Raw genomic sequence first — 15,657 nt, 5'->3', positions numbered from 1 at the left:
GGCGGGGGAGGTGCCGAGGGACCGTATCGGCACCTGCCCCGACCCGTGTCTCACCGCCGGGCGAAGGCCGCGACGGGGTTCTTGAGGCTGCCGATCAGCTGGAGCGCGGCGGACGGGTCGGAGAGGTCGACCATCTGCTTGTTGTTGCGCAGCTGGAGGCGGTTGAGGCAGGACAGCTGGAACTCCTCCGCGAAGAAGTCGTAGCGCTCGAACTTCTCCGTGAGAGCCGGCATGGACTCCTGGTAGTCGTGGGCGCAGTCGGCCACGGCCTGCCAGAAGGTGTCCTCGGTGCAGATGCCCTCGGTGACGAGGATGGAGGACAGGAAGCGGAAGAAGCAGTCGAAGACGTCCGTGAAGATCGACAGCAGCTTCATGTCCTCCGGCACGTCCGCCCGGATCCGCTCGACCGCGGGCGGCAGCACCGCGTCCGCGTCCATGATGACGATCTCCTCGGCGATGTCCTTGAAGATCGCACGCTGGACGACGCCGTCCTTGATGACCAGGATGGTGTTCTCGCCGTGCGGCATGTACGCGAGGTCGTACTGGTAGAAGCAGTGCATCAGCGGCAGCAGGTAGGCGCGCAGGTAGGGCCTCAGCCACTCGGCCGGGGTGAGGCCGGACTCCTGGATCAGGGCGCCGACGAACGACCTGCCCTCGGCGTCCACGTGGAGGAGCGAGGCCATGGTGGCCAGGCGCTCGCCGTCCTGGAGGGAGTTCACCGGGGACTCGCGCCACAGGGCCGCCAGCATCTTGCGGTACGGCGAGTAGCGGTCGGTGGCGCGCTCGTACTGCAGGTGCCGGTAGCCGATCGCCGCGCGCTCGCGGATGATCGAGAAGTCGACGGACTGCAGGACCTCGTCGGACTCGATCAGCTGGTGCAGCCAGTCGTTGATGGCGGGGGTGGCCTCCATGTAGGCGGCCGACAGGCCCCGCATGAAGCCCATGTTCAGGACGGAGATGGCCGTCTTGACGTAGTGCTTGGTCGGGGTGGTGGTGTTGAAGAAGGTGCGGATCGACTGCTGCGGCAGGTAGGCGTCCTCGCCCTCGCCGAGCAGCACCAGCCGGCGGTTGGCGATCTCCGTGGCGAAGGTGATCGTGGTCTTGTTCCACCACTGCCAGGGGTGGATCGGGAAGAGCAGGTAGTCGGCCGGGTCCAGGTCCAGGGAGCGCAGCTTCGCCGCGAAGAGGTCGACGGCGCCGTCGCCGAGCTCGGCGCGCATGAAGCTGTCGTGCTCCAGGCCGGCGCCCGCCGTGAAGGTGGCGACGTCCTTGTGCGCGGCGGCCCAGACCAGGTGGACCGGGTTCGCGGCCTCCGGGGCGTACGCGTGGTACTCGTGCACGCCGAAGCCGAGCCGGCCGTTGTTGGCGACGAAGCAGGGGTGGCCCTCGGTCATGCCGGTCTCGATGTCCTGGAAGGAGGACTTGGCCAGCACGTCGGCGGGGATCTGCGGCTTGGTGTACTTGAAGGCCGAGCCCGCCAGGGTGGAGGAGATCTCCTCCAGGTAGACCGGCATGACCTCCGCGCTCAAGCCCAGGGTCTGCTGGAACTCGATGTGGAAGTCGAGGGCGTCCAGCGGCAGGGACTGCCCGTCGCGCAGCCGGGTGATGGTGGCCTCGTCCACCGACCAGTGGTCCAGGACCTGCCGGGCGGCGTCGAAGTGGTACTCCACCGCGCCGTCGTCGGAGACGACCGAGTAGCGGTCGCCGCCGAGGGAGACGGGGGTCAGCAGGCGCTCGTGCGCGAACTCGGCGAGGGCCTTGCGGACCAGGGCGCGGTTGGCGCGGGCCCACAACTCGGGGGAGAGGTGGGCGGCGGCGTCGGTGAGGCTCATATGGACACCTCCTGGGTGATGCCGGTGGCGGCCTCGAACTGCGCGCGGGTGCAGAAGCTCAGCAGCGCTTCCTTCTCCGGCTTGGTGACCTGGCGCTCCGGCACGAAGCCGACGGCCTCGTTCAGGGCGTGCACGGCGGTGTTGGCGACGTCCGGCTCGACGACGACGCGGACGGCGGCCGGGTCGGCGAAGATCGCGGCCATGACGGTCGTGATGACCGCGCGGGTGAACCCGTGCAGGGGCCGGTCGCTGGGCGCGACGAGGAAGTGCATGCCGACGTCGCCGGGCCGGGCGTCGTACAGGCCGACCAGTTCCAGCTCGCTCGGGTCGTAGGTCTCCATCAGGAAGGCCGGGCGGCCCTCGTGCAGGCCGATGTAGGCCTGGTGGTGCTCGTGGGCCGTGATGCGCATGTACTCGCGCTCGACGTCCGGCAGCGAGGCGTCCTGCATCATCCAGAACGAGGCCTTGGGGTGCGTGACCCAGCCGTGGAGCAGCTCCGCGTCGGCGAAGGGGTCCAGGGGGCGGATCGCGAAGTCCCCGAGGACGGAGTCGGTCCGGGAGTAGAGGGTGTCGGCGGTGCTCATGCGTGGGTGCCTTCCGGGGCGGCGAACTGCTGGAACGCGATGGACTTCTCGACCTTGTAGTACTCGCGGCCGAGCAGCTCACCGACGATGTACGCGTTGCGGTACGCGGCCATGCCCAGGTCGGGGGAGGTCAGGGAGTGGTTGTGGGTGGCGCCGTTCTGGAGGTACACCTCGCGGCCCGTGGTGTCGACGCTGTAGTTGCGGGCGGCGTCGAGGCGGCCGCGGCCGTCGAAGTTCAGGCGGTCGCGCACCGGGTTCAGGAACTCGGGGGTCCGGTACTTGTAGCCGGTGGCCAGGACCAGGCCTTCGGTGCTGAGGGAGAAGTCCCGCTCCTGCTCCTCCTGGCGCAGCCCCAGGGTGTAGCTGCCCGTGGTGGTGTCGTACGCCGTGCTGTTCAGCGAGGTGTTGGTCAGCAGCGTCGTCGGCACGGCGCCCGGCATGGAGATCTTCTTCTGGTAGAGCAGGTCGAAGATGGCGTTGATCAGGTCGCCGTCGATGCCCTTGAAGAGGTTCTTCTGCTGGGTCTCCAGCCGGTAGCGGGTGTCCTCGGGGAGGGCGTGGAAGTAGTCCACGTACTCGGGGGAGGTCATCTCCAGCGTCAGCTTGGTGTACTCCAGCGGGAAGAAGCGCGGGGAGCGCGTGACCCAGTTGAGCTGGTAGCCGTACACGTCGATCTCGGCGAGGAGGTCGTAGTAGATCTCCGCGGCGCTCTGGCCGGAGCCGATCAGGGTGATGGACTTCTTCTTCTGCAGCTCCGCCTTGTTCGGCATGTAGGCGGCGTTGTGCAGGAAGTCGCCGCCGAGGCCGGCGCAGGCCTCGGGGACGTACGGCGTGGTGCCGGTGCCCAGGACGAGGCGGCGGGCGCGGTGGGTCTCGCCCTTGTCGGTGCGGACCTCGTAGACTCCGGCGGCCTCGTCGTAGGTGACCTCGGTGACGGAGGTCGAGTACAGGACGTTGTCGAGGCGGTCGGCGGCCCAGCGGCAGTAGTCGTTGTACTCGGCGCGCAGCGGGTAGAAGTTCTCCCGGATGTAGAAGGAGTACAGCCGGTCCTGGTCCTTGAGGTAGTTCAGGAACGAGAACGGCGACGTCGGGTCGGCGAGGGTGACCAGGTCCGACATGAAGGGCGTCTGCAGGTGCGCGCCGTCCAGGAACATTCCCGCGTGCCACTCGAAGTGCGGCTTCGACTCGATGAACAGGCCGCTCAGCTCGTCGATCGGCGCGGTCAGGCAGGCAAGTCCCAGGTTGAAGGGACCGAGGCCGATGCCGATGAAGTCGTGGGGCTCAGTGGTGGACGGCAAGGGATTCTCCCAGGAACTGCTCGGCGTGTGCGGCGAGGAGGTCGAGGACGGCGGTGATGTCGGCCGTCGTGGTCTGCGGGTTGAGGAGGGTGAACTTCAGGTACTGCTTCCCGTCCACCTTGGTGCCGGCGACGACGGCCTCGCCGGAGGCGAAGAGCGCCTTGCGGGCGTGGAGCTGGGCCTCGTCGAGGAGTTCCGCCGGAACGTCGTCGCCGGGCAGGAAGCGGAAGACGAGGGTGGAGATCTGCGGCTCGACGACGACCTCGAAGCGCGGGTCGGCGGCGATGACGCCGTAGCCGGCGGCGGCCAGGTCGATGACCTCGTCGAAGAGCGAGCCGACGCCGTCGGCGCCCATGATGCGCAGCGTCATCCACAGCTTGAGGGCGTCGAAGCGGCGCGTGGTCTGGATGGACTTGTCGACCTGGTTGGGGATGCGCTCCTCGGCCATGCACCGCGGGTTGAGGTAGTCCGCGTGGTACGTGGCGTGCTTGAGGGTGTCGCGGTCGCGGACCAGCATCGCGCTGGAGCTGACGGGCTGGAAGAACGACTTGTGGTAGTCGACCGTGACGGAGTCGGCGTGCTCGATGCCGTCGAGGAGGTGCCGGCGGGTGGGGGAGACCAGCAGTCCGCAGCCGTAGGCGGCGTCCACGTGCATCCACGCGGAGTGCTCGGCGGTCAAGCGGGCGATCTCGGGGAGCGGGTCGATGGACCCGAAGTCGGTGGTGCCGGCGGTGGCGACGACGGCCATGGGGAAGAGGCCCTCGGCGGCGCACTCCTCCAGCTCCAGAGCGAGGACGGAGGTGTCCATGCGGCGGTTGCGGTCGACGGGCACGCAGATGACGGCCTCGTAGCCGAGTCCCAGCATGGCGGCCGACTTCTGCACGCTGAAGTGGCTGGCCTCGGAGGTGAAGATGCGCAGCTTCGGGAGGAGTTCGGCTTTGGTCAGGCCGATCCCGGCGTCCATGGCGCGCTTCATGACGGTGCGGCAGGCCTCGTCGCGGGCGAGCAGCAGGGCGTGGAAGTTGGACTGGCTGCCGCCGGAGGTGAAGATGCCGTCCGCCTTCTCCCCGAGGCCGATGCGGCGCGTGGTCCAGTCGATGAGGCGGCGCTCGATGAGCGTGCCGCCGATGGACTGGTCCCAGGTGTCGAGGGAGGAGTTGACGGCGGCCATGACGGCCTCGCCGACCACCGCGGGGATGACGACCGGGCAGTTGAGGTGGCCCAGGTAGCGCGGGTGGTGGAAGTAGACGGCGTCGCGGAGGTAGACGTCCTCCAGCTCGGCGAGCGCGGCGGAGGAGTCGCCGAGCGGGGTGTCGAGGTCGATCCCGTCGATGACCGGAGCGAGTTCGTCGACGGATATGCCGGTGTGGGGCCGTTCGGTGGTGGCGAGCTTGGCGGCGACGCGGTCGACGCCCTCGGTGACAGAACGGCGGTAGATATCCGCGGTCGTCTCGTTCAGCAGATGCTGGCGCATCAACTTTCCTCCGGGCAGGGGGCAGAAGGGGAGGGTGGGGTGTGTGATGTTTAGGTTAGCCTAACCTAAGCGGAATGGCCAAATAGCGATGGGCCCCGGTTGTGGCCAGGGCCCATCTCGAACTGCGGTGGAGCGAAGCGGAGCTGACGGCAGGACACCCCTACAACTCGGAGGCGGGGTCCTCGCTGGGGGCCTTGCCCGCATACGCCTCGGCGAGGAGCTGCTCCTCGCTCGCGCCGAGCCTCCAGTAGCCGGTGAAGCGCACCGAGCGGCGGTCGACGGATCGTTCCTGCACGAAGTGGCGGCGCACCGCGCGAACGGTGCCGGCCTCGCCGGCCAGCCACACGTAGGGGGCCTCGGCGTCCGACGGCGGCGCCGAGCGCAGCGCGTCCAGCACCTGCCCGGTCCGCTCCCGGCCGCCGCCCTCGCGCACGATCCAGGTGATGTCCGCGTCGGCGGGCGTGCCCGGTTCGAGGCGGTCGTCCTCGTGCGGGACCTCGAACCAGGCCCGGACCCGCATGCCCGCGGGCAGCCGTTCCAGGATCGCGGCCGCGGCCGGCAGGGCGGTCTCGTCCGCGTACATCCAGACGGCGTCGGTGTCGGCCGGGGCCTGGAAGCGCACGGACTTGTTTTCGGCGACGGCCGGGCCGATCGCGAGGATCCGGCGGCCGGCGCTCGCACGCCCGGCCCAGCGGGAGGCGGGGGAGGAGTCCCCGTGCAGGACGAAGTCGATGTCGACCTCGACCGCGCCCGCCTCGTCACGGCGCTGCTCGCGCACGGTGTAGGAGCGCATGACCGGCCGCTCCTCGTCCGGCATGCCGCGCCAGGCGGCGAACCAGGTGTCCTCGTCCGTGGAGGGGAGCACGGTGTGCTCCGCGCCGGCCGGGGGCAGGAAGAGCGACAGGCTCTGGTCGAAGCCGCCCGAACGGAAGTCCGCCAGGGACTCCCCGCCGAACGTGACCCGCAGGAACGAGTGGCCCAGGCGGCGCGTGCGAAGCACTTCGAGCGCGAAGAAGCGGAAGTGCGCCACGGCCGGGCTGTCGGACGAGGTGGCGGTCATGCGGAAGTCCCCCCTGGAAGTCGCTGCGGCCTCACGTCGGTACGGCCTCGGACGTGCCCAGGGCGTGTCCGTGCGGACACGCCCTGGCGGCGGGCGCCCTCGGTCACCGGGCGCCGCGCGTGGGTCAGGCGACCTTCTTGGCGTTCTGGACGGCCTTCGCGAGGTCCTCGAGGATCTGGGCGCACTTGTCGTACGAGAAGATCGGCTCGGTGGTGCGCGGGGCGACCTGGCCGGCCTTCACGGCGGGCATCTCGGCCCAGGTGGCCTTGGCCTTCAGCTCCTCCGGCTGCAGGGTGCCGGTGCGGTTGTCGAGCAGGATCAGGTCGGCCTTGTACTTGCCGGCGTTCTCCCAGCTCAGGCTCTCGAAGAAGCCGCCCTCGTCCAGCTTGTCGGGGGTGATGAACTCGACGCCCAGGGACTTGAAGTACTTCAGGTCGGCCGAGGTGTCCGCGGTGGAGGCGTAGAACAGGTCGGCGGAGCCGGAGCCGGCCAGGACCTTGATGCCGGGGTTGGCCTTGGTGGCCTCGCGGACCTTGGCGGCCGCGGCCTCGAAGCGGGCCTTGCCGTCGACGGCGGCCTTGGCGTTCATGTCCGCGCCCAGGGACTTGGCGAGGTCCGCCGTGCGCTCCAGGGCCTTGTCCATGGAGACGTTGCCGCCGACGCCGATCGCGGCGGCCGGGGCCAGCTTCAGGATCTTGTCCTTGGAGGCCTCGGGCACGTACCAGTACGAGCCGTCCCAGGTGTTGGTGACGAGCAGGTCGGGCTGGAGGGCCGCGTACTTCTCGACGTTGAACTCGTCGTAGACGTTGCCGAGGATCTCGACCTTGGAGATGTCCATCGAACCGGCCTGGACGTCGGGCTTGCCGTCGGCGGTCCTGGTCGGGCCGAACACGCCCTTGACCGAGACGCCGTAGTCGTGCAGCGCGGCGGCGGTGCCGGTGAAGGCGACGATGTTCTTCGGCGTCGACTTGGTGCTGACGTCCTTGCCCAGGTCGTCCTTGAAGGTCCAGGGACCGGAGGACGCGGCGGCGGTGCTGCCCTTGTCGCCGTCACCCTTCGCCGTGTCGGAGCCGCCGCACGCGGCGAGCGTGGCGACGAGGCCGAGGGCACCGCCCGCGGCGATGAAGCCGCGACGGGTGAAGGAGAAGCTGCGGGACTTGGGCATAATCGATGTCCGATTTCGTGCGTACCGGGGCGGCCACCAGCGTGCCGTTCGTGGGGAAGGTTAGCCTAACCTTGGCCGAAAGCGGTAAGGGGGCCCTAAGTTTTTTCGGGCCCCCTCACCTCACCCGCGCACGCACGGGACCGCGCGTCAGCCGGCGAAGCCCAACTCGCGGGCGATCAGCATGCGCTGGACCTCGCTGGTGCCCTCGCCGATCTCCAGGATCTTGGAGTCCCGCCACATGCGCGCCACCGGGTACTCGTTCATGAAGCCGTAGCCGCCGTGGATCTGCGTCGCGTCACGGGCGTTGTCCACGGCCACCGTCGAGGAGTACAGCTTCGCGATCGCCGCCTCCTTCTTGAACGGCTCGCCGGCCACCAGCCGGGACGCCGCGTCACGCCAGCCGATGCGCGCCATGTGCGCGCGCATCTCCATGTCGGCCAGCTTGAACTGGATGGCCTGGTTGTCGCCGATCGCCTTGCCGAAGGCGTGCCGCTCCCTGGCGTACTTCACCGACTCGTCCACACAGCCCTGCGCGAGGCCCGTGGCGAGCGCGGAGATGGCGATCCGGCCCTCGTCGAGGATCCGCAGGAACTGCGCGTAGCCGCGGCCCTCCTCGCCCACCAGGTTGGCGAGCGGGACCCGCACGCCGTCGAAGGACAGCTCACGGGTGTCGGAGGAGTTCCAGCCGACCTTGGAGTACGGAGCGGCCACCGTGAAGCCCGGCGTGCCGGACGGGACGATGATCGAGGAGATCTCCGGGCGGCCGTCCGCCTTGCGGCCCGTCACGGCCGTGACCGTGACCAGACCGGTGATGTCCGTACCGGAGTTGGTGATGAAGCACTTCGAGCCGTTGATGACCCACTCGTCGCCGTCCTTGACGGCGGTCGTACGGGTGCCGCCGGCGTCCGAACCCGCGCCGGGCTCGGTCAGGCCGAAGGCGCCCAGCACCTCGCCGGAGCACAGCTTCGGCAGCCACCGGCGCTTCTGCTCCTCGGTGCCGAAGAGGTACAGGGGCATGGCGCCCAGGGAGACCCCGGCCTCCAGGGTGATGGCGACCGAGGAGTCGACGCGGGCCAGCTCCTCCAGGGCGATGCCCAGGGCGAGGTAGTCCCCGCCCATGCCGCCGTACTCCTCCGGGAAGGGCAGGCCGAACAGGCCCATGCGGCCCATCTCGGCGACGATCTCGTAGGGGAACTCGTGCCGCTCGTACAGGTCGCCGATCTTCGGCGCGACGACGTCGTGGGCGAACGCCTCGACAGTGCGGCGGAGTTCCTCGTGCTCAGGGGTGAGCCGGTGGTCGAGGGACATGGTGTGACTACTCCTTGTGGGAGAGGGCGCGGACGGTACGGGAGGGGCTGGGACGCCCCAGCTGTTCGGCCATCCACACGCTCGTGGCGGTGAGGGCGGCCAGATCGACCCCGGTCTCGATGCCGAGACCGTCGAGCATCCACACCAGGTCCTCGGTCGCGAGGTTGCCGGTGGCACTCTTCGCGTACGGGCATCCGCCGAGGCCGCCCGCGGAGGCGTCGACGGTGGTCACGCCGTGCTGGAGCGCGGCGAGGGTGTTGGACAGGGCCTGGCCGTAGGTGTCGTGGAAGTGCACGCCGATGCGGTCGGTGGTCACACCGGCCTCGTTCAGCGCGGAGAGCAGGGCCTGGACATGGCCCGGGGTGGCCACGCCGATCGTGTCGCCGAGGCTCAGCTCGTCGCAGCCGAGGTCGAGCAGGGCCTTGGCCACCGAGACGACCTGGTGGACCGGGACGGCGCCCTCCCAGGGGTCCCCGAAGCACATGGACAGATAGCCGCGCACGTGCGCCCCGCCCTCCCGGGCGCGGGCCACGACGGGCTCGAACATCGCGAGGGACTCGGCGACGGTGCGGTTGAGGTTGCGGGAGGCGAAGGTCTCCGTTGCCGAGCCGAACACCGCGATACGGGTCGCCCCCAGCGCGAGCGCGCGGTCCAGGCCGCGCTCGTTGGGCACGAGGACGGGCAGCGCGGCGTCCACGTCGGCGAGGAGCGGGAAGAGCTGCTCGGCGTCGGCCAGCTGGGGCACCCACTTGGGGTGCACGAAGCTGGTGGCCTCGATCGTGGTCAGGCCCGAGGCGGCCAGGCGGCGCACGAACTCCGCCTTGACCTCCGTGGGGACGGCCGTCTTCTCATTCTGCAGGCCGTCGCGGGCGCCGACCTCGTGGATGCGGACCCGGGCCGGCAGGCCGGGGGCCGGGACGCTCATGGGCAGCCCGATCACGCGCCCTCCTCCTCGTCCGGGGTGACGACGGCCAGCACCTGGTCCATGGCGACGGTGGTGCCGGGGGAGACGTCCAGCTCGGTGACCGTGCCGGCGTGCGGGGCGGAGATGACGTGCTCCATCTTCATCGCCTCGACGACCAGCAGGCTCTGACCGGCCGACACCTTGTCGCCGACGGCGACCTTGACGACGGTGACGGTGCCGGGCATGGGGGCGGCGAGGGTGTCCGCCCCCGCGCTCGCCGCGCCGTGGGCGGACACCGGATCGTGGCGCTGGACGTGCCAGGAGTCGGCGTCCCGCCCGAACCAGGTCCCCTCCGGGGAGGCGGCGTGGCTGAAGCGGTGCGTGACGCCGTCGAGTTCGACGGTGACGGTGTCAGGGGTGCGGCTGACGATCCGGCCGCGGGCCGGTGCGGCGCCGCTGTCGACCGCGTCCAGCAGGATGTCCTGCTCGGCGCCCACCTGCCGGGTACGGACCTCCACCGGGTCCTGGCCCGGGAGGCGGAAGTGGTGGACGGTCCAGGCGGGGGTGCCGCCCAGGCGCCAGCCGCTCGCGGCGTCGAACGGGTCCGCCCACCCCGTCGACCGCGCCTCCCGTGCGGTGCCCGCCAGCAGGGCGGCAGCCGCGTACACCTCCGGCGGGACACCCTGCGGCAGCAGCCCGGAAAGGTCCCGCTCGACCAGCCCGGTGTCCAGGTCCCCGGACACCACGTCCGGGTGGGCCAGCAGCCGCCGCAGGAAACCGGCGTTCGTCTGGACGCCCAGGATCACCGTGTCGGCCAGCGCCGCCCGCAGCATGCGCAGCGCCGCCGGGCGGTCCGGCCCGTGCACGATGACCTTCGACAGCATCGGGTCGTACGTCGACCCCACCGGCACGCCCGCCGTCAGCCCGGAGTCCATGCGGACCGCTCCGCCCGAGGGCTCCGACAGGGCCAGGACGGTCCCGCCGGACGGCAGGAAGCCGCGCGCCGGGTCCTCCGCGCAGACACGGGCCTCGATGGCGTGCCCGGTCAGCCGGATGTCGTCCTGGGTGACGGGCAGGGCCTCGCCCGCGGCCACCCGCAGCTGGAGCTCCACCAGGTCCAGGCCGGTGACCAGCTCCGTGACCGGGTGCTCGACCTGGAGGCGGGTGTTCATCTCCATGAAGTAGTAGGAGGAAGGGTCGCCGCCGGGGACGATGAACTCCACCGTGCCCGCGCCGACGTACCCGCAGGAGCGGGCCGCGTCCACCGCCGCCGCACCCATCGCCGCGCGGGTCTTCTCGTCGAGCAGGACCGAGGGCGCCTCCTCGATGACCTTCTGGTGCCGGCGCTGGAGCGAGCACTCGCGCTCGCCCAGGTGGACCACGTTGCCGTGGGCGTCCGCCAGCACCTGGATCTCGATGTGCCGGGGCCGGTCCACCCACCGCTCGACCAGCAGGGTGTCGTCGCCGAAGGACGAGCGGGCCTCGCGGCGGGCCGCCGCGATCTCCTCGGCCAGCACGGCCTCGTCCCGTACGAGGCGCATGCCCTTGCCGCCGCCGCCCGCCGAGGGCTTCAGCAGCACCGGCATGCCGATCTCCGAGGCGGCCGCGACCAGTTCGGCGTCGGTCAGGCCGCTGCCGGAGGAACCGGGCACCACGGGCACGCCCGCCGCCTTGACCGTCTCCTTCGCCGTGATCTTGTCGCCCATGAGGGAGATCGCGGAGGCGGGCGGACCGATGAAGGCCAGACCGGCATCGGTGCAGGCCTGCGCGAAGGCGGCGTTCTCCGCCAGGAAGCCGTAGCCGGGGTGGACGGCCTCGGCGCCCGTCCGCTTCGCGGCATCCAGCAGCCGCTCCACCGACAGGTAGCTCTCCGCGGCCGCCGCCGGCCCGATCCGGACGGCCGTGTCGGCCTCCCGTACGTGGCGGGCGTCGGCGTCGGCGTCGCTGAAGACGGCCACGGAGCGGATCCCGAGCTCCCGCAGGGTGCGGATGACCCGGACCGCGATCTCGCCGCGGTTCGCGACCAGAACAGTGCTGAACATCAGTGAGGTCCTCACGTCACATCACGTCACATACGGAAGATGCCGAAGCCCGGCTGCGTCTGATCCTTCTGGCCCAGCGGGGCGTTCGCGCACGCGGTCAGGGCCAGTCCCAGCACCTGCCGGGTCTCCATGGGGTCGATGACCCCGTCGTCCCACAGCCGCGCCGTGGCGTAGTAGGCGTTGCCCTGCTCCTCGTACTGGGCGCGGACCGGGGCCTTGAAGGCCTCCTCTTCCTCGGCCGGCCACTCCTGGCCGGCGCCCTCGATCTGGTCGCGCTTGACCGTCGCGAGGACCGAGGCCGCCTGCTCGCCGCCCATCACCGAGATCTTGGCGTTGGGCCACATCCACAGGAAGCGGGGCGAGTAGGCCCGGCCGCACATCGAGTAGTTGCCGGCGCCGTACGAGCCGCCGACCACCACCGTCAGCTTCGGGACCCGGGCGCAGGCCACGGCCGTCACCATCTTGGCGCCGTGCTTGGCGATGCCGCCGGCCTCGTAGTCGCGGCCGACCATGAAGCCCGAGATGTTCTGGAGGAAGAGCAGCGGGATGCCGCGCTGGTCGCACAGCTCGATGAAGTGGGCGCCCTTCTGCGCGGACTCGGCGAACAGGATGCCGTTGTTGGCGATGATCCCGACCGGGTGGCCGTGGATCCGGGCGAAGCCGGTGACCAGCGTCTGGCCGAACTCGGACTTGAACTCCTGGAAGCGGGAGGCGTCCACGATCCGCGCGATGATCTCGCGGGCGTCGTAGGGGGTGCGGGAGTCGACGGGAACGGCGCCGTACAGCCCGGCCGGGTCCACCTTCGGCTCCTCCGGGGCCTCGACCGACCAGGGCAGGGCCCCGCGCCCGGGCAGGGTCGCCACGATGTTCCGTACGATCCGCAGCGCGTGCGCGTCGTCCTCCGCGAGGTGGTCGGTCACGCCGGAGACGCGGGAGTGGACCTCGCCGCCGCCGAGCTCCTCGGCCGTGACCACCTCACCGGTGGCGGCCTTCACCAGCGGCGGGCCGCCGAGGAAGATCGTGCCCTGGTTGCGGACGATGACGGCCTCGTCGCTCATCGCCGGGACGTACGCCCCGCCCGCGGTGCAGGAGCCGAGGACGGCGGCGATCTGCGGGATGCCGGCGCCCGACATGCGGGCCTGGTTGTAGAAGATGCGGCCGAAGTGCTCCCGGTCGGGGAAGACCTCGTCCTGCATGGGCAGGAAGGCACCGCCTGAATCGACCAGGTAGAGGCAGGGGAGACGATTCTCCAGAGCCACTTCCTGGGCGCGCAGGTGCTTCTTGACGGTCATCGGGTAGTACGTGCCGCCCTTGACGGTGGCGTCGTTCGCGACGATCACGCACTCGCGGCCGCTGACCCGGCCGATGCCCGCGATGACCCCGGCGGCGGGGGCGGCGCCCCCGTACATGCCCTCGGCGGCCAGCGGCGCCAGCTCCAGGAAGGGGGAGCCCGGGTCGAGGAGGGTGTCCACGCGGTCGCGCGGGAGGAGCTTCCCGCGGGCGGTGTGGCGGGCGCGTGCCTTCTCGCCGCCGCCGAGCCGGGCCGCGTCGAGCCGGGCCCGCAGGCCCTCGGTCAGCTCGCGGTGGGCGGCCTCGTTGGTCCGCCAGGCCTCGGACGCCGGGTCCGCGGCGCTCGTCAGCACTGGTGCCTGCTGCATCGGTCGAGCTCCCTTGCTCGTTCCAGGCGGTTAATGAGCGTTAACGCTCGTGGAGCTCAGGTTAACGACCGCTAACGGCCCTGTCTAGAATGGTTTCCCATGAGCATCAGAGCGGCCGCCCCCACCCGACGCGAGCAGATCCTCAGCGAGGCCGCCCGCCTCTTCGCCGCGCGCGGGTTCCACGGCGTCGGCGTGGACGAGATAGGGGCCGCGGTGGGCATCAGCGGCCCCGGCCTGTACCGGCACTTCGCGGGCAAGGACGCCATGCTCGCCGAGCTGCTCGTCGGCATCAGCGAACGCCTCCTCACCGGCGGCCGCCACCGGGTCGCGGAGGCGGCGGGCGACCCGGGCAGGGTCCTGTCCTCCCTCATCGACGGCCACGTCGACTTCGCCCTCGACGACCAGGCGCTGATCACCCTGCACGACCGCGAGCTCGACCGGCTGCGCGAGGCCGACCGCAAGCTCGTACGGCAGCTCCAGCGGCAGTACGTGGAGCTGTGGGTGGAGGTCGTACGGGAACTGCACCCCGAGGTCGGCGAGGCGGAGGTGCGGGTCGCCGTGCACGCCGTCTTCGGCCTGCTCAACTCCACCCCGCACCTGGCGGCCCTCGGCCGGGAGGCCACCGAGTCGCTGCTGCGCAGGCTCGCGCACGGCGCCTTCGGGGCGCTGTCGGCGTGACCGGGGGCGTCCGCCGACCGGAATGGACGCGCCGCCTCCGGCCCGGCGGCGGCAGAATGGCCCGTATGCCGAAGCCGATAGAGACGTCCGACCGATCTATTGAAGCGCCCAGCCGCGCCGAACTCATCGACCATCTGGTCCGCACGCGGATCGCTGGGCAGGTCGCGACGCCGCGCGAGAACAACCTCTCCCACTACCGCAAGCTCGCCAACGGCGACCGGCACTACTGGCTCGGTCTGGAACTGGGCGACCGCTGGGCCGACGAGCAGGACGTGCTCGCCGTGATGGCGGAGCGCTGCGGCGTCGTGGACGACCCGGAGGTCCGCCACGGCCAGGACACCATCGACCCCGAGCTGACCGTGGCCGGCCTGGACCGGCTGGCGGCGCGCCTGCGCAAGGCGGCGGCGGACCGGCAGAGCGTGCTGTTCGCGACCGGCCACCCGGGCGGCCTGCTGGACGTCCACCGCGCGACGGCGGCGGCCCTGCGGGCGGCGGGCTGCGAGATCGTGGTGATCCCGCAGGGCCTGGTGGCGGACGAGGGCTCGGTGTGGCAGTTCGCGGACGTCGCGGTGCTGGAGCGGGGCGCGACCCTGTGGCACACCCACTCGCCGGCGCCGATGGCCGCGATCCTGGACGCGCTCGCGGCCGAGGGCCGCCCGCAGCCGGACCTGGTCGTCGCCGACCACGGCTGGGCGGGCTGCGCGGCCCAGCGCGGCCTGGACGCGGTCGGCTACGCCGACTGCAACGACCCGGCCCTCTTCCTCGGCGAGGCCGAAGGCACCCTCCAGGTCGCGATCCCCCTGGACGACCACGTCCGCGACCCGCGCTACTACGACCCGCTGGTGGCGTACCTGCTGAACGCTGCGGGCCTGCGCTGACGGCACCGGCCATCCCGACAGCGGGACGCTCGGCGGCTTGCTGCAGCGTGCCCCTTTATGTATGGATACGGAAAGTCAGTGCCGGATGTCATACCGAAATCGGGTACCAGGAAGCCGTTGCCGGAGGCAAGTGAACTGCAGCGGGTTACGCGCAGCCCCGAGTACTTGCGGGTCAGGGGCAAGTCGGGCTCTAGGATGCGCTTGCCGTCGAGCCTGGCCCTGTAGGGATTGCCCTGTCTATTACGCTGGTGTTGCTGACGCATACCGATGCCGATACTCAAGCGCGCGCCTGCAATCAGCCTTGGTCAGGTTGGGTATTCTGACCATGCTGAAGTCGCCCGAAATGTGACCGTTCGGTGCGTTAATGTGCAGATAGGGATGTTTTTCAATTTATTCGGCTCGAGCTGAATTGGGTGAGATTGGGCGAAAATGGAAGAGCCGGGGTTTTGCGTACTCTTGAAAAATGGCGGATCGATGGGAATTGATACCGTCAAGGCGATCCGGAGTGTCACTGGAATCAGCCTATGGGAAAGCAAACGTCTTGTCGAGGCCGCGCCGACAATGATCACCGAGCCGGACTGGCTCGAGTCTGCCGACGCGGCTGCCGAAGCAATTGCGGAATCGGGTGCGCATGTTGCGGTGGTCTGTGACTGGTGCAGTCGGATTGTCGACCGCGCTAATCGTCCACTTGATCCTGCGCCCTGTGTCGGACCTTGGCCGCCGGGGAGCTGCCGGGCCAGTAGTCCGCCTCTTCCGCTATAGTCCGAACCGCAGGG

At 70.3% G+C, this 15,657-nt stretch carries 13 protein-coding genes; 3 read left to right on the top strand and 10 right to left on the bottom strand.

What is annotated here, in order from left to right; all coding sequences use genetic code 11:
* Positions 1-50: 50 nt before the first annotated feature.
* From AVW11_RS15720 to AVW11_RS15675, 10 genes are all read right to left on the bottom strand, one after another.
* Complete coding sequence (locus tag AVW11_RS15720) at positions 51-1,832, bottom strand: IucA/IucC family protein (protein WP_076044297.1); 1,782 nt, start codon at positions 1,830-1,832, stop codon at positions 51-53.
* Positions 1,829-2,416 (bottom strand): GNAT family N-acetyltransferase, encoded by a 588-nt coding sequence (locus AVW11_RS15715; protein WP_030840431.1) that lies wholly within the window; start codon positions 2,414-2,416, stop codon positions 1,829-1,831. Before AVW11_RS15715 ends, AVW11_RS15720 begins: the two co-directional genes overlap by 4 nt.
* Positions 2,413-3,714: a lysine N(6)-hydroxylase/L-ornithine N(5)-oxygenase family protein gene (locus AVW11_RS15710; protein ID WP_076044296.1), complete on the bottom strand. Its 1,302-nt coding sequence runs from the start codon at positions 3,712-3,714 to the stop codon at positions 2,413-2,415. The genes AVW11_RS15715 and AVW11_RS15710 overlap by 4 nt, the downstream gene beginning before the upstream one ends.
* Entirely contained in the window at positions 3,698-5,188 is a 1,491-nt protein-coding gene (locus AVW11_RS15705; RefSeq protein WP_076044295.1) for a pyridoxal phosphate-dependent decarboxylase family protein, read from the bottom strand. Before AVW11_RS15705 ends, AVW11_RS15710 begins: the two co-directional genes overlap by 17 nt.
* 160 nt (positions 5,189-5,348) lie before the next feature.
* Positions 5,349-6,248 (bottom strand): siderophore-interacting protein, encoded by a 900-nt coding sequence (locus AVW11_RS15700; RefSeq protein WP_076044294.1) that lies wholly within the window; start codon positions 6,246-6,248, stop codon positions 5,349-5,351.
* 124 nt (positions 6,249-6,372) lie between these two features.
* Complete coding sequence (locus AVW11_RS15695; RefSeq protein WP_076044293.1) at positions 6,373-7,413, bottom strand: ABC transporter substrate-binding protein; 1,041 nt, start codon at positions 7,411-7,413, stop codon at positions 6,373-6,375.
* A gap of 147 nt (positions 7,414-7,560) precedes the next feature.
* On the bottom strand, positions 7,561-8,721 hold the full coding sequence (locus AVW11_RS15690; RefSeq protein ID WP_060180382.1) for an acyl-CoA dehydrogenase family protein: 1,161 nt from the start codon (positions 8,719-8,721) through the stop codon (positions 7,561-7,563).
* 7 nt (positions 8,722-8,728) lie between these two features.
* Entirely contained in the window at positions 8,729-9,646 is a 918-nt protein-coding gene (locus AVW11_RS15685; protein WP_030840444.1) for a hydroxymethylglutaryl-CoA lyase, read from the bottom strand.
* Between the two features lie 11 nt (positions 9,647-9,657).
* Positions 9,658-11,667, bottom strand: a complete 2,010-nt coding sequence (locus AVW11_RS15680; protein WP_076044292.1) for an acetyl/propionyl/methylcrotonyl-CoA carboxylase subunit alpha — start codon at positions 11,665-11,667, stop codon at positions 9,658-9,660.
* A 26-nt stretch (positions 11,668-11,693) separates the two neighbouring features.
* Complete coding sequence (locus AVW11_RS15675) at positions 11,694-13,325, bottom strand: carboxyl transferase domain-containing protein (RefSeq protein WP_076044291.1); 1,632 nt, start codon at positions 13,323-13,325, stop codon at positions 11,694-11,696.
* 99 nt (positions 13,326-13,424) lie between these two features.
* On the opposite strand from AVW11_RS15675, the gene AVW11_RS15670 reads away from it, so the two are divergent.
* From AVW11_RS15670 to AVW11_RS15660, 3 genes are all read left to right on the top strand, one after another.
* Positions 13,425-14,003 carry an SACE_7040 family transcriptional regulator gene (locus AVW11_RS15670; protein WP_076044290.1) on the top strand — a complete coding sequence of 193 codons (579 nt, stop codon included), beginning with the start codon at positions 13,425-13,427 and terminating at the stop codon, positions 14,001-14,003.
* Between the two features lie 56 nt (positions 14,004-14,059).
* Positions 14,060-14,881: a phosphatase gene (locus AVW11_RS15665; RefSeq protein WP_079250640.1), complete on the top strand. Its 822-nt coding sequence runs from the start codon at positions 14,060-14,062 to the stop codon at positions 14,879-14,881.
* Positions 14,882-15,310: 429 nt separating this feature from the next.
* Positions 15,311-15,643, top strand: a complete 333-nt coding sequence (locus tag AVW11_RS15660; protein WP_076044289.1) for a ribosomal protein L7/L12 — start codon at positions 15,311-15,313, stop codon at positions 15,641-15,643.
* The last annotated feature ends 14 nt before the right edge of the window (positions 15,644-15,657 follow it).

This window comes from Streptomyces amritsarensis, from assembly GCF_001953875.1.
GTDB lineage: Bacteria > Actinomycetota > Actinomycetes > Streptomycetales > Streptomycetaceae > Streptomyces > Streptomyces amritsarensis.
This window is presented reverse-complemented; position numbering and strand designations above follow the sequence as displayed.